Annotated in this window: 16 protein-coding genes; 7 read left to right on the top strand and 9 right to left on the bottom strand. The window is 69.6% G+C overall.

Annotated elements, in window-relative coordinates:
- Nucleotides 1-59: 59 nt before the first annotated feature.
- The gene (locus tag GQQ93_RS03900) at nucleotides 60-710 is read right to left on the bottom strand and encodes an NADPH-dependent F420 reductase (protein WP_157422933.1); all 651 of its coding nucleotides are present in this window, start codon (nucleotides 708-710) and stop codon (nucleotides 60-62) included.
- A 324-nt stretch (nucleotides 711-1034) separates the two neighbouring features.
- On the opposite strand from GQQ93_RS03900, the gene GQQ93_RS03895 reads away from it, so the two are divergent.
- Both GQQ93_RS03895 and glsA read left to right on the top strand, forming a co-directional pair.
- The gene (locus tag GQQ93_RS03895; protein WP_157422932.1) at nucleotides 1035-1535 is read left to right on the top strand and encodes a hypothetical protein; all 501 of its coding nucleotides are present in this window, start codon (nucleotides 1035-1037) and stop codon (nucleotides 1533-1535) included.
- A gap of 64 nt (nucleotides 1536-1599) precedes the next feature.
- Entirely contained in the window at nucleotides 1600-2841 is a 1242-nt protein-coding gene (gene glsA / locus GQQ93_RS03890) for a glutaminase A (protein WP_157422931.1), read from the top strand.
- A gap of 227 nt (nucleotides 2842-3068) precedes the next feature.
- On the opposite strand, the gene GQQ93_RS03885 is transcribed toward glsA, so the two are convergent.
- Nucleotides 3069-3488 (bottom strand): hypothetical protein, encoded by a 420-nt coding sequence (locus GQQ93_RS03885; RefSeq protein ID WP_157422930.1) that lies wholly within the window; start codon nucleotides 3486-3488, stop codon nucleotides 3069-3071.
- Nucleotides 3489-3615: 127 nt separating this feature from the next.
- Here GQQ93_RS03885 and GQQ93_RS03880 point away from each other — a divergent pair, with 127 nt between their 5' ends.
- Nucleotides 3616-4038 carry a nitroreductase/quinone reductase family protein gene (locus tag GQQ93_RS03880; RefSeq protein ID WP_157422929.1) on the top strand — a complete coding sequence of 141 codons (423 nt, stop codon included), beginning with the start codon at nucleotides 3616-3618 and terminating at the stop codon, nucleotides 4036-4038.
- A gap of 21 nt (nucleotides 4039-4059) precedes the next feature.
- Here GQQ93_RS03880 and GQQ93_RS03875 read toward each other — a convergent pair whose 3' ends face one another.
- The 3 genes from GQQ93_RS03875 to GQQ93_RS03865 all read right to left on the bottom strand — a co-directional run bounded on the left by GQQ93_RS03875 (nucleotide 4060) and on the right by GQQ93_RS03865 (nucleotide 5690).
- The gene (locus GQQ93_RS03875; RefSeq protein WP_157422928.1) at nucleotides 4060-4584 is read right to left on the bottom strand and encodes a DUF5684 domain-containing protein; all 525 of its coding nucleotides are present in this window, start codon (nucleotides 4582-4584) and stop codon (nucleotides 4060-4062) included.
- On the bottom strand, nucleotides 4581-5354 hold the full coding sequence (locus tag GQQ93_RS03870; RefSeq protein WP_157422927.1) for a hypothetical protein: 774 nt from the start codon (nucleotides 5352-5354) through the stop codon (nucleotides 4581-4583). The genes GQQ93_RS03875 and GQQ93_RS03870 overlap by 4 nt, the downstream gene beginning before the upstream one ends.
- A 150-nt stretch (nucleotides 5355-5504) precedes the next feature.
- On the bottom strand, nucleotides 5505-5690 hold the full coding sequence (locus GQQ93_RS03865; RefSeq protein WP_157422926.1) for a hypothetical protein: 186 nt from the start codon (nucleotides 5688-5690) through the stop codon (nucleotides 5505-5507).
- A 267-nt stretch (nucleotides 5691-5957) separates the two neighbouring features.
- Between GQQ93_RS03865 and GQQ93_RS03860 the strand changes: the two genes are divergently transcribed.
- The 3 genes from GQQ93_RS03860 (at nucleotide 5958) to GQQ93_RS03850 (ending at nucleotide 8840) form a co-directional block, all read left to right on the top strand.
- Nucleotides 5958-6227, top strand: coding sequence for a DUF1876 domain-containing protein (locus GQQ93_RS03860; protein WP_157422925.1), 270 nt, complete (start codon nucleotides 5958-5960; stop codon nucleotides 6225-6227).
- Between the two features lie 120 nt (nucleotides 6228-6347).
- Nucleotides 6348-7160 (top strand): alpha/beta fold hydrolase, encoded by an 813-nt coding sequence (locus GQQ93_RS03855; protein WP_157422924.1) that lies wholly within the window; start codon nucleotides 6348-6350, stop codon nucleotides 7158-7160.
- A 336-nt stretch (nucleotides 7161-7496) separates the two neighbouring features.
- Entirely contained in the window at nucleotides 7497-8840 is a 1344-nt protein-coding gene (locus tag GQQ93_RS03850) for a hypothetical protein (RefSeq protein WP_212277247.1), read from the top strand.
- 110 nt (nucleotides 8841-8950) lie between these two features.
- Here GQQ93_RS03850 and GQQ93_RS03845 read toward each other — a convergent pair whose 3' ends face one another.
- Both GQQ93_RS03845 and GQQ93_RS03840 read right to left on the bottom strand, forming a co-directional pair.
- Nucleotides 8951-10249, bottom strand: a complete 1299-nt coding sequence (locus GQQ93_RS03845; protein WP_157422922.1) for a type II toxin-antitoxin system HipA family toxin — start codon at nucleotides 10247-10249, stop codon at nucleotides 8951-8953.
- Complete coding sequence (locus GQQ93_RS03840) at nucleotides 10246-10539, bottom strand: helix-turn-helix transcriptional regulator (RefSeq protein WP_157422921.1); 294 nt, start codon at nucleotides 10537-10539, stop codon at nucleotides 10246-10248. Before GQQ93_RS03840 ends, GQQ93_RS03845 begins: the two co-directional genes overlap by 4 nt.
- A gap of 247 nt (nucleotides 10540-10786) precedes the next feature.
- Between GQQ93_RS03840 and GQQ93_RS03835 the strand changes: the two genes are divergently transcribed.
- Entirely contained in the window at nucleotides 10787-11296 is a 510-nt protein-coding gene (locus tag GQQ93_RS03835) for a hypothetical protein (protein WP_157422920.1), read from the top strand.
- On the opposite strand, the gene GQQ93_RS03830 is transcribed toward GQQ93_RS03835, so the two are convergent.
- Complete coding sequence (locus GQQ93_RS03830; protein ID WP_157422919.1) at nucleotides 11254-11901, bottom strand: response regulator transcription factor; 648 nt, start codon at nucleotides 11899-11901, stop codon at nucleotides 11254-11256. The genes GQQ93_RS03835 and GQQ93_RS03830 overlap by 43 nt on opposite strands.
- Nucleotides 11898-13160 carry a sensor histidine kinase gene (locus GQQ93_RS03825; protein ID WP_157422918.1) on the bottom strand — a complete coding sequence of 421 codons (1263 nt, stop codon included), beginning with the start codon at nucleotides 13158-13160 and terminating at the stop codon, nucleotides 11898-11900. Before GQQ93_RS03825 ends, GQQ93_RS03830 begins: the two co-directional genes overlap by 4 nt.
- Nucleotides 13161-13328 lie beyond the last annotated feature (168 nt).

Below are 13328 nucleotides of genomic sequence, written 5' to 3'. Positions count from 1 at the left end.
ATGTCTCCGGACACGACTGCGGCCCGGAACCGTCGGGTCCGGGCCGCAGTCGAGCGAGGCTATGCGGTCGTCGTGCGCTCGGCCTTGGCGAGGTTCGCGACGAGCTCGTCGCGGGTCTGCGCACCGGCGGAGTAGGCGGGCTGGTCGCGGTCGACGCGCCAACTGTCGTCGAGCGGGCCGACGTTGACCGTGTCGAAGCCGAACTCGTCGTAGAGGGCGGTGACGAAGGCCGCGGCATCCTCGTGGTCGCTCGACGTGGCGAGCGCGCGACGGGCCGGGTCGCCCGCCGGGCGCCCGTCGGTCGTGATGTCGGCGGCGGTGATGTGGTTGAAGCCCTTCGCGACGCGGCTCGTCGGCAGGTGCTTCTGCAGCATGCCGGTCACGGTGTCGCGGGCCTCGTCGAGGGCGGGCACGTGACCGTCGCGCTCCCAGTAGTAGTTGTCGGTGTCGATCACGATCTTGCCGGCGAGCGGCTCGACCGGGATCGACGCGTACGCCTTGAACGGCACGGTCACGACGGCGATGTCGGCGGCGGAGGCGGCCTCGCTCGCGGTGGCGGCGCGCGCCGACGGTCCGAGCTCGGCGATGAGGCCCTCGAGCGTCTCGGGTCCGCGCGAGTTCGCGATCACCACCTCGTATCCGCTCTTGACGGCCGCGCGCGCGACCTGGCTGCCGATGTGTCCTGCACCGATGATTCCGAGAGTGGTCATGGTGAGTGCAACGCGGCCTGCGCGTCGATGTTCCCGGCTGCGTGGGGGTGCGCACCGCTCGACGCATCCCGCCGGCCGACCCCGACCGTCGTCGACTCGTCCTCCCCAGCGAACGCTTCACGAGATGTGGCCCGGTCGACGCGCCGTCTCATTTCCGCGCGTGGCCGGAGTGGGAGCATCCATTCGCGGGGGCCGACCACAATTCCACATGACCACACCCGGGCCGACCACAATTCCACTTCTCCACACGGTCCGCTGAGAGACACCTCGACCCGTGCAGACCACCACCACGAGCCGTCGAGACGGAGAGCGCAGAGGAGCACCATGCCGACACGATCGATCCGGGTCGATGACGAGACCCACCGTGCGATCACCGAGCTCGCGTACCTCCTCGACGCCACGAAGACGTACGTCGTCGCCGACGCGATCGCTGAGTACGCCGAGCGTCGCGGGTCGATCGTCCGCATCGAAGGAAAGGTGACGTTCGACGAGCTTCCGGTCGCCGATCGGCTCGCACTCCGACGTGACGAACTCATCCGCGTGTTCGCGAGGCGCGAGGCGACCGACATCCGCGTGCTCCACCTGGGCGACGAGTTCGGCGACGGCGAGAACGATCCTGACGACGATGCTCCCTGGACTCCCCCGCGCCCGCTCGAGCTGCTCGTCACGACCGCGCTGCACCGCGGCAGCGGGGAGGCCTACCAACTCGAGACGATCGCCTCGAAGCTGCTGCGCACGCGCGTGCGCGTCGAATCGGCGACGCGCCTCGAGCTGTTCGACAAGCCGGCGCTCGAACGAGCGCGGGCCGACTCGACTCCGCTCTGACGGTACGCGTCGGAGCTCCCCGTGGGCCCTACTCAAACCGCCGGTGCGGCCGTAGGCTGACCGCATGGCTGCCGCTCTGGGGGATCCGGTTCGTCACGCGCTCGAGTCGGTGCTCGATGCCGTTCGAGATCGCACCGACGGCGACGTGGCGTCGTACATTCCCGAGCTCGCGACGGTCGAGCCCGAGCAGCTCGGTGCCGCGCTCGCGAGCACCCACGGCGTGGTGCATGAGGCGGGCGACGTCGAGTCGGAGTTCACGATCCAGTCGGTGTCGAAGCCGTTCGTGTTCGCGCTCGCGGTCGACGCTCTCGGGCTCGACGAGGTGCGCCGGCACGTCGATCTCGAGCCGAGCGGCGAACCGTTCAACGCCATCAGCCTCGACGAGGCATCCGGTCGCCCTCGCAACCCCATGATCAACGCGGGCGCCATCGTGATGACCTCGCTCATGCGGGGCGACAGCGCCGACGAGAAGTTCGCCGTCGTGCGCGCGGGCCTCGAGCGGTTCGCCGGTCACGACCTGCTCGTCGACGAGGAGGTGTTCTCCTCCGAGGCATCCACCGGGGATCGCAACCGCGCGCTTGCCTACCTGACCCGGTCGGCCGGCACCCTCGGGTCGAGCGCCGAGGTCGCGACGACGGCGTACTTCCGGCAGTGCTCGCTCACCGTGAACGCGCGCGACCTCGCGATCATGGCCGCCACGCTCGCGACCGGCGGCGTGAACCCCGTGACCGACGAGCGCGTCATCAGCGAGGATGCCGCGCGCTGGACCACCGCCGTCATGACGAGTTGCGGCATGTACGACGAGTCGGGCGACTGGATGGTGCGGGTCGGCCTGCCCGCGAAGAGCGGCGTCGGCGGCGGCATCGCCGCGGTGCAGCCCGGCCAGTTCGGCATCGGAACGTTCAGTCCGCGCCTCGACGCACGCGGCAACAGCGTGCGGGGCGTCGCGACGCTCGAGCTGCTGTCGCAGCGGCACGGCCTGCACATGCTGCAGCACCACGGGGCTTCGCTCTCGCCGATCGCGTCGCTCTCGCGCGAGGGCGCCGACGGTGGTGGTGACACGGTGGCCGTGCTGCGCGGCGAGATCCTGTTCGCGGAGGCCGAGGAGATCATGACCCGCCTCGGCCCGTTGGTGGGCGATCACGGATGCCTCGTGCTCGACTTCACCGCGGTGACACGGGTGGCGGCGGGGTCGCGCAAGATCTTCAGCGCGCTGCCCGAGACGGTGGGGCGACTCGACGACGGGCGGGCTCGGGTCGAGGTGCGCGACCCCGACGGAGTTCTGGCCGGCCCGTCTGCTGGTTGAGGGGCGCCCGACGAAGTCGGACGCGTATCGAAACCACCCCGTTGGTTGAGGAGCGCCCGACGAAGCCGGACGCGTATCGAAACCCGGCGACCCGCTCGTGCGAACCGGCCGCCGCCGACTGCCCCGTCCCGGCGGGAGTTCCCCTTGGCGGGACGTGTGGTCATGTGGTCATGTGGTCGCCTCTTCCGAAGGCGCACCTCCCGCGCTGATCGCCCGAGACTTCACGCTCAGCGCCGGCGGCGCTCGAACAGCGCCGCGTGACGGGCGTCGAGCGCCTCGAGACGGTGGCGCAGGGTGAGGAGCAGCGCCGCGACCCGGTCGCGGTGGTGCGGCTCGAGCAGGGCGGCGGCCTCGAGATCGGCGGCTTTCTGGGCGAGCGAGCGGATGCGTCCGACGAGGTCGCGGCGCCAGGCCTGGTAGGGCTCGTCGGGCCGGGCGGCGAGCCGCTCGAAGCGATCGTCGAAGATCGCGAGTCGCAGTTCGAGCTCCTTGACATCGGACAAGAACCGAGTTCGTTCGAGGCGGTCGCGTGCCGCCACCGTGAGCCGCGCCGAGGTGACGGCGAGCTCGAGCGCGGCTGCGGTCGCAGTTGAGGGCACGTGGGCGGGCGGCGCCGTCGGCACCGTGCGCGAAGAGTCGAACCCCATGGTCGTCTCCTGAAGTGACTCCGGACTGAGCCGAAGATCACGACGCTAGACCGGCCCACCGACATCCGGTCATCGACGACGTCGGCCCGGGCTTCACACGACCTCGCGATCTCGCGAGAATCGGAGCATGGCGATGGGGTGGTTCAAGCGCGGTTGGCTGACGCTGATCAAGTACACGCTCAACCCGTTCACGCTCGGGATGGCCCGGCGCGGCCTCGGCCCGTTCGCGCTGATCCGTCACTCGGGGCGCAAGAGCGGCCGCACCTTCGAGACGCCGCTCATCCTCGCGCGCGTGCCCGAGGGGTTCGTCGCCGAGCTCACCTACGGGCCCGAGGTGAACTGGTACCGCAACGTCGTCGCGGCGAACCGGGCGACCGTCATCTGGCAGGGGCGCGAGTTCGACGTCGACGGGATCGAGGAGATCGAGACGAAGGCGGGTCTGCGCGCCTTCGGACCGCCGGCCTCGTGGGTGCTGACGCTGCTGCGGCGGCAGGAGTTCCGGTTGCTGCGGGAGGCGCCGCAAGTCCGCCCGGAGGGCGAGGCATCCTGACCGACCGCCGGCGCCTACCGCTCAGATCGACTGCGTCGGCTGCGGCGGGTACGGTGCCGGCCACTGCTGCGCCGGCGGTTGCGCCGGCGGGGGCGGCGCCCAGCTGCCGGCCGGCGCAGGTGCGCGCCACGGCTCGGTACGGCCGTAGGCCAGGTACGCACCCCAGACCAGCGGCAGGAAGAAGTACAGCACCGTCCACCCGGTGGTCTTGCCGAAGCCCCGGTTGATGTTGTTGACGGCGATGATGAGGAACACGACCGTGACGATGCTGCCGCCCGGCACCAGCGCGAGCAGCGCGAGCCAGCCCGCTTGGCCGCCGATCTCGAGCAGGCGCCACGAGTTGTAGATCGGCAACCACGCCGGCCACCCCTCGGCGCCGGTCTTCACGAAGATCTTCGAGACGAAGATGCCGTTGAGCACGTAGACGAGCAGGCTGCAGAGCATCAGGAAGCCCCACAACGCGAGGTACGGCAGCAGCAACGCGGCGAAGTCGAACTCCGGTATTTGAGCCTCGAGGAGGAGCATGTCGATCAGTCCGTTCGTCATTGCGCGGAGGTGAGTGCGAGGGTGAGCAGCAACTCGACGTTCTCGAGCGAGGATTCGAGGCTCGCTCGGTCAGCGCAGTCGACCGTGTAGATGACGCCCTCGCCGATGCTCGGGAAGGCTCGAGCGACGGCGATCCGCTGGCGCACGTCGTCGCTGACGTCGACCGCGACCGCGTCGGTCAGGCCCCATTCGGTTCCCTCCTCGGCATCGACCGTCGAGATTGCGGCGTCGATCACGTCGTCGTCGTCGGTCGCGACGCCCAGCGTGAACTCGAGGAAGGCGATGCTCGCGGCCCGGTCGCCGTCGGTGACGCCGTCGATCGACTCCAACGGCGCATTCGAGAACCAGACGGTGCATCCGCTCTCGACGTTCTCGTACGTGGCGTTCGTGAAGTTGCCGTCGCGCTCGCCCGCCCCGTCCCCCGGCACCCAGGCATCGTCGTACGGCAACGAGTCGAGCCACCAGGTGTACGCGTCACCGCCGAGTCGCACGTCCCACGGCAGGTCGATCGGGATGTCGGCGGCGAGCGTGCTCGTCGAGTGCTCGGCCGCCTCCGCCTCGGAGGAGTACGCCGCCACCTGGTCGAACGCCACCGCGAAGATCCAGACGAAGAACACCGGCATCCCGAGCAGCGGCAGCGCCGAGACGAGGATCGCCGCGGTGAGCGCCGCCGCGAGCCCCTTCGGGCGAGCAGGATGCTCCGGGGCGGGCGCCGGTGGCACCGGCGGCTGCAGGGCAGGCTGCGGAGCATGGTTCGGGTCGAGGGTCACAGGGTCTCCGTCGGGTGGGTGCGCGTCGACGCGCTGAGGATCGATCGTAGTGCCGATCCGGCGGCCGCCACGCTCCCTGCTGCGCCAACTCGCCCATCGTGACCCGGTGGGCCGAGGCATCCGGCTCGAACGGTGAACCGGATGCCTCGGTCAGTGCGCCGCGTGCAGGTGCAGGCGGTCGGCGAGGCGGTGCAGACGGCCGGCGCGCGCCGCTCGGTCGGCGCGCTCGACAGTGCGGCGCTCGCCCGTGGTGCGGCGGCGCTCATTCGCGCCCGAGGCGAACTCGGCGTCGTTGCGGTTGAGGGTGGTGGCGATGAAGCCGGCTGCGAGGTCCATGGTTCCGATCCCTTTCGGATGCTTCGCGGCCGAGTCTCCGGCCGCCTGAGATCAGATTCGTCGCTGAGGTGGCGCGACTGTATCGGGCGGGTGCCCTATCTTCGCGGGGCACGGCGAAGCCATCGCGTCTGAGGTACCTCAGATGGTGTGCACGGTCGCCGATCTCGCCGAGCACGGCCGCGTGTCGGAAGCGCGACATCCCCTCGCCGCGCAGGCGGCGGGTCGGTACCCTGAAAGGTGGAACCAGACCGGAAGGTGGTGAGTTCCATGGATGCGACGAAGCAGTGGAGCGTCACCGTCGATATCGACGAAGAAGAGAACACGACGATGGCCGAGGCCACAGTGCGCACACCCGCGGGTCGGGAGGTGACCGGCATCGGCAAGGCGGACCGCAACCCACTCGATCCGAACGTGCCCGCCATCGGCGACGAGCTCGCGGTCGCCCGCGCGCTGCACGACCTCTCGGAGCGGCTGCGGCACACGACCGAGAAGGACATCTCGGGCATCACCGGGCAGCCGTCGCACGTGCATCGCTGACGGCTTCGCCTGGCCCTCGCCCGTGGTGCCACCAGCAGGCGTCGGCCGTGCAGGTCGGTCGCTGCTGCCCTCGGCAGCAGGCACTGGCCGCGCTCCCCCGCACGCGCTAACCTCGCGCCCATGACCTGGATGCACGGCACCACCTCCGCCGGCGTGCCCTACTCGGCTCGCACCGCGACCCGCCCCGAGGCCCCGATCGTCGTCGGCTGGCACCTGCTCGACCCTCCGTCGACGCCCGCCGGCATGGCCGCGGCGCTGCCGCTCGATGGGCTCGACGCGCACGTGATCTACCTCGGGCTGCCGCTCAGCGGCGAGCGCGCACCGCACCCCGACTTCGAGGCGCTGCTGATGAGCGGCATCGACATGGTGACCGAGTACTTCGGCCCGATGCACGAGCAGGCGCCCGCAGAGTTTCCGGCGGCCCTCGCCGAGCTGCGCAGCACGCTCGGCGCCTCGGATGACTCGGCGCTCGCCGTGCTCGGCGGTTCGGCCGGGGCATCCGTGGCTGCCGAGGTGTTCGCGACCCACGCCGCCTCGCACCGCATCGCCGCGTGCGTGCTGCTGAACCCCATGCTGCGGCTGCGGCCGATGATCGACGCGATGGCCGAGTTCCTGCCCGAGCCCTACGCATGGAGTCCCGCGGCCGATGCGGTGGCCGCCCGCATGGACTTCGTCGCACGAGCTGGCGAGCTCGCGGGCGCCGGGGGCTCGCTCCTCATCGTCGAAGGGGCCGACGACGAACCGGCGTTCATCGACGCGGTGCGCGAGTTCGAGCGTCTCGGCATCGGCGAGGTGCGGTTCGTCGACGGCGTCGCCCACCCGCTCGCCGCCTGGCCCGAAGACCCCACGGCTGAGCGCACCGAGGGGGCGAAAGCGTACGATGCGATCGTGTCGGGGTGGATCGAACGCGTCATCGCGCACCGCGACAGGTAGACCGGGGATCAGCGCGACGCGCTGAGATCGTCAGCCCCGCGGGCAGGTCGGGAGTCAGCGTTCTCGTGTGCTCCGCGGCCCACGGGGCCGGATATTCCCTCTGGAGAGCGTGTGGTCGTGTGGTCGTGTGGTCGCGAACGGTGTGGTCGTGTGGTCATGTAGACGACACTGCCGACGAGTTCGACCTCTCCTTCACAGGTCGAGCACTCGCCGCGACATCCTCATTGCCGGCCATCGCTGCGCCGTCGCGTGCCGGGGTACGTGATGCTGCCATCCATGCCGCCTGCTGTGCCTGCCCTCTCGATCCAACTCGACCTCGTCGATGACCCCGTCGCCGTGCGCCGTGTCGTCGAGGTGGACCCGTCGACACGTATGACCGCACTGCATCGTGTCATCACCGAGGCCTTCGGGTGGAGCGCCGACGCCCCGCATCGCTTCACCGATCAGCTCGTCTCCGACGACCATGACCATGATGACGACGAAGACCATGACGACGATGCTGACACCGGCTTCTTCGCCGGCACATACCGGGGGCGGCCGCCAGTTCATCATCGCGTCTGGGAGCTGTCGCACGGCTCCAGTTCGGCGAGCGCGGGTCATGTCAGTGAATGCGCGTGGGTCGACGCGATCGACCATGCGCTCGGTGCCGGCTCACCGCTGTACTACGAATACGGCACGTCGCTCTGTCGCACGTGCAATCGAGCGCCGCGGGGGTCGAGGTACGACGGCGGTCGTGAAGACCCGCTTCCCGCGCCACGTGCGGTCGTGCGAATCAGGCCGTCGGCGGTTCCGCGTGTGAGGACGAAGGCCCTGCTGCCGCACCTCGTGGATGCTGCGGGCTGGCCGCCACGGATGGACCGCGACTTCGACGGTGACGACGATGGGGGTGCCGGCGACGGGTACGAGTACGAGTACGAGTACGAGTACGAGTACGGTTGCTGCCCCGACCTGCTGTCCCGCACGGCCTCGACCGGGTGGTCCGATGCGCTCGGGCCACGCGCAGAACGACCGCTCGATCCGGCTGCGCTCCGCGCGCTGATCGAGTGGCGACGCAGCGAGAATCGCTACGGCTTTCGGCACGATGATGCGCTCATCGGTCGGGCACTCGACGAATCATCGTCGTGGCCGAAGTACGAGCAGCTGGCAGCCGCGCAGCAGGCGATCGCGGTCAGTGCGGAGATCGCCGGGCCGGAGCTCGCCGATCCGGCGGGCGCTGAGTGGGCCGCTGCATTGACGACCGCTTTGCGCGCCGGCCTCACTGCGCTGCCGAGTTCACGCGATCTCGCGCGGTTGACCGGCGACGGTGCGTCGGCGCGTCTCGAGATCGACGCCGGCCACGAGGCACTGCTTCGCCGCCTTCGCCTCGCCTACCGTCGCAGCGGTTTCACCGTTCGCGCGCGCCGCGGCGACGACGCGCTCGCCGATCCGATGGGCATCGTGCGGGCGTGCGCCGAAGCGTACTGGTCGACGGCGAGCGACCGGTCGGTGCGACTCGCCGTCGCCTTCGCGATCGCCACCGGACAGACTGTCGACGCGTTCGTCGCCGGCGAGAGCTGGACCGCCGTCGAGCACGAATCGGCTGCACGCAGTCACCTCTTTCTCGAAACCTGCGGCGGCCTCACGCCCGACCCTGACCCGGCGGCCGCGATGCGGTTCGCCCGGCTCGCGCTTCGCAACTGACGGAAGCAACGGGCGAGTGCGGACTCAGAATTCTTCTCGTCCCTCGGGCCCGGGGTATCCCTCGGCGGAGCGTGTGGTCAGTGGGTCTTCGAATGGCGGCCCCGGCGCGGCTACAGCCGACGAGCCAGCTGCGCGCTGAGTTCCACGGTGCGCTCGCGGGCGCGATCGATGAACCTGCCGGCGAACTCCGCGTCGTCACCGACCAGCGCCGCCTCATGGGCCGCTTCGCTCAACGCGCCCGGCAGCCCGTCAACCAGGTGCCGCGCTCGATCGATCACCCATTCTTCGGCGAGCCCCAGCTGCGCCGCCTCTCGGACGATATGCCTGGGCTCGATCTCGAACGTCCGATAGTGCCCGGCATACGACATCGCCAGCCTCGCTTTGCGGTTGTTGATCTCGGGGTACACCAGGGCGGAGCCGACGTCGTACAGCGAAGCGAGTGTCGGCGGCCTGAGCCGGCTTGCCGAATAGACGAGCGCATAGTTCTTCGCATGCGCGTCGGTGCCGAGTGCGGCCCAATTGAACAGCGTCGCCGTGAAGAACCGGGCAACGTCGTCATTCGCTCCGCTTCCGAGATACTGCCGCATCAACCTTCCGATTTCGGCGATGCCCGGTCCGCCCTCGTTCTGATACTTCGCTGATGGGTGCGTCCCCGTCGCTTGGGCGAAATCCTCCTGGTGCCGACGCACGATGCCACCCTCCCGAGTGCGGGCGCGGTCGAACCGGGTGACGACGATCGCCGTCTCGCCGTCGAACTGCGTCACTTCGCTCTGCGCCACCTGCAGGCCGAGAAGATGCCCCGCTCGCATCGTCAGATGCTCATTCAGGTCGCTCCGGGCGAACCCCGCAACTCCGGGCTTGACGATATGTGTTGATGGAGTGCCTCCTGTAGGGAGGCCCCAGGCGCCGCTTCCGATGCGGGCGAGCGTGAACTTCGACTGCGCGCCGGCGAGCGAGAAGTACCCGCCGTCGTAGTCCGATGCGATCCAAGCCGACCGGTCCTTCCGCAGCTCGCGCAGGTGATCGCCGATGCCGGTCTCGTCGATGGGCTCGACGCCGCCGTCGTCCGAGAGTTCCGGCTCGTCGTAGTCGTCGCTGGAGAGCAGTTGCACCGCGCCCGCGGCATCCAGCCCGACGTTCGCGAGCAGCGCCATCGGGTTGCGCGGCGAAACGCCGAACCTTCGACCCCACCGCGCGAGAACCTCGTCGTTGTCGGGCAGCAGGTTCCACAGATAGTTGCCCGGCGCTGGGCCGTCGTGGTGGCGGCGGCTCTTCGGCAGCGACAAGGACAGCTCCATGCGGCCGGCCCGGCGGCGCCAGGCGTCGTCGAAGTCGAGCGTGATCGCACCATCGACCCGCTGCTCGAACCAGCCGACGCGGGCGCCGTTGAGATAGGCGGAGAGTCTCATCGGTCGAAGTGGTCCGTTCCGTCCAGATCCGTGAACATTGGGTCCGGATCTTCGCTTGTCGCATTCACGTCGACATAGAGGTCGAGCGCGTCAAGCAACTTGGTCAGGCTGTCGACGCTCGCACTTCCGGCGTGACCCGACTCGAAACGCACGACCCACTGGCGCGCACGCCCGACACGCTCGGCAAGCTCCCCCTGAGTGATCCCGAGTTCGACGCGCCGCTCGCGCACGACATTGCCCCAGTCTCTCGGTGTGCCGACGAACATGGTCGCCTCCTGTTCGCAAGTCATGTCCTCAGTTTCACGATGTACGAGAACTCGCACATTCAAAGCATGTACGAAAATTCTGACAGCTCGAGGGGTGTACGTCAATGCGTACAGTTGCCCTCCCTGCGGAGATCCGCACGCGGAACGAGAGATCCGGCGGAGCCTCCGCTCAGCGGCCGGGCTGGCTGGCGGGCTGGCTGGCTGGCTGGCTGGCTGTCATGTCGCAGGACACCGTGAAACGGAAAGGACCCGTCTACGCAAGGACACCTGCATGCTCAACCGCCGACACGCGGGCGAAGACGCGCTCATCAACGAGGGCGACCCCACCGTCACCGTCGCCGACCTCGAAGACACGGTTCTCATCGAGCACACCCGGCGCGCGCCCGGGATCAAGTACGTCGGCAACGGCAAACCCTGCGGCCAGGTCGGGAGTCAGCGTTCACGTCTGCTCTGCGGCCCATGGGACCGGATGGTCTCTCTGGAGAGCGTGTGGTCAAGTGGTCGTGTGGTCACGAACGGTGTGGTCATATGGTCGTGTGGTCGCGCCCGCCAGACGGGACGATTCCCGCCCCGGCCGGCGATCATGCAGCCTGGCGTCACACGTCACGCGTCGCTCGTCATCCACGGGTACACAGTCGATATGTCGGGGAAGTCGTCGACGTTCCGTCGCGGCGACGATCGTGTCGACCAGACCGACGGCGATCCCTCGAGCGCGTCGGGTCGACGCGAGGGACACCCTCAGATCCACCCCTGCTGCCACGCCTTCTCGGCGGCGTCGTGACGCGAGGTGGCGTCGAGCTTCGTCATCGCCGACGAGAGGTAGTTGCGCACGGTGCCCTGCGCGAGGTGCAGGCGCTCGGCGATCTGCTGCACGCTCATCGCCCCGCGGCTGAAGCGCAGCGCGTCGAGTTCGCGGTCGGTGAGCGGGCAGCGTTCGGCGGTGAGGGCGGCGGCCGCGATCTCGGGGTCGATGTAGCGGCGCCCGCCGGCGACATCGCGGATGACGTGCGCGAGCTCCTCCGCCGGCGTCGACTTCGGCACGAACCCCGACACCTTCGACGCGAGCGCCCGTCGCAGCACGCCCGGGCGGGCATGCCGGGTGACGATGACGACCCGCGTCGAGACCTGGGCGAGGATGCGCGCGGCCGCCTCGATGCCGTCGGCACCCGGCATCTCGAGGTCGAGCAGGCACACGTCGGGCCGCGCCGCGATCGCCTGCTCGACGGCGGCGACGCCGTTGTCGGCGTGAGCTACGACCTCGATGTCGGGCTCGAGGTTCAGCAGCGCGACGAGCGCCCCGCGTATGAGGTGCTCGTCGTCGGCGATCATCAGGCGGATGCCACGTGCCGCATCACTCTCGACCGCACCGGCCGGTGCCCCGCTCATGCCGCGACCCCCGCTCGCACGGGCACGGTGGCTCTGAGCTCGAAGGTGCCGGCCGAGGCATCCTCGTCGTGCTCGAGGGTGCCGCCGACGGCGGCGAGCCGCTCGCGCAGGCCCGCGAGCCCCGACCCGGGCGCGCGCGACCCGGTGTTGCGAGCGGTGGCCGGTGCCGAGGCATCCATGTTCGAAATGCCGTCGTTGACGATGCGCAGCTCGCAGCGCCCACCCTCGGTGGTGAGCGCGATGGTGACCGCCGTGGCCTCGCTGTGGCGCAGAATGTTCGTCGTCGCCTCGCGCACGACCGAGGCGAGCGCGCTCTGCGCGGCGGCGTCCGCGGAAAGTGGGCCGAGCCGCAGCTCGCACGCGGCGCCCGAGGCGGTGAGCACCTCGCGGGCGTTCTCGAGCTCGTCGTCGAAGGCGACCTGGCGGTAGCCGGCGACGAGCGAGCGGGTCTCTTCGAGGGCCTCCTTCGCGATCATGCGGGTCTCGTGCACGAGCTCGCGCGCGGCCGCCGGGTCGCGCTCGAGCAGTCGCTCGGCGAGTTCGGACTTCAGCGAGATGACCTGCAAGTGGTGCCCCTGGATGTCGTGCAGGTCGGAGGCGAAGCGCAGCCGCTCCTGCGTGACGGCGAGCTCGGCGGCCGTGCGCCGGTTGCGGTCGAGCTGCACGACGACTTCCCACCACCAGAGGCTCGTGAGCAGCATGATCGGCAGCATCACGGCGAAGAGGCCGATCATGAAGGTGTTCGAGCTCTGCGGCCCGTCGGGTGCACCGTGCAGCGCGGTGAAGATCGCCACGTGCGCAACCGTCAGGACGAGGGCTGCGAGCAGCACGAGTCGCCGCGGCGTCTTCGGCAGCAGGGCGGCGACGAGGGATGCCGCGGCCCACAGCGGCACGGCCGCGGTGAGCGCCTCGCCCGGAGCTGCGAGGCCGAGCAGCCAGACGAGTGCGGCGGGGGCGATGAGTGCTGCCGTCCAGCCGGGGTGGGGCAGTCCGCCGCCGCGTCCGACGCGGAGGAACCAGCAGTACCGCAGCTGCGTCGCGGTGGCAACGAGGGTGAGCACGAGCAACAAGATCGCAAGGATGCGGTCGGTCTCGCCGGTCGAGTAGCGAAGCGTATCGAGACCCCCGCCCGCACTCATCACCGTCTCCCCCATCGCGAGCACCACGATCAGATCGAAGAACCCGAAGAAGAACACGATCGACGCGAGCGTGTACAGCCACGTCGTGTGCACGCTGCGGGCGGCTGGTTCGGCAGGCATGGGGCCGAGCCTATGCCAGTGACATTTGTCACGCCGGGCGCGTGCACTTTCGCACGGGAACGCGTGACGCGACGACACTGCCGCGGATCGGTCAGTTCTCAGAGGCTTGAAGCATCAGCTCGCCGCTCCTCCTGCGGCTCCGGCTTCTCGGTTCACCTTCTGAAAGGA

The sequence above is a fragment of the Agromyces lapidis genome (assembly GCF_009749405.1).
GTDB lineage: Bacteria > Actinomycetota > Actinomycetes > Actinomycetales > Microbacteriaceae > Agromyces > Agromyces lapidis.
The sequence above is the reverse complement of the archived record's forward strand: the minus strand, read 5'-3'. Positions and strand labels throughout refer to the sequence as shown.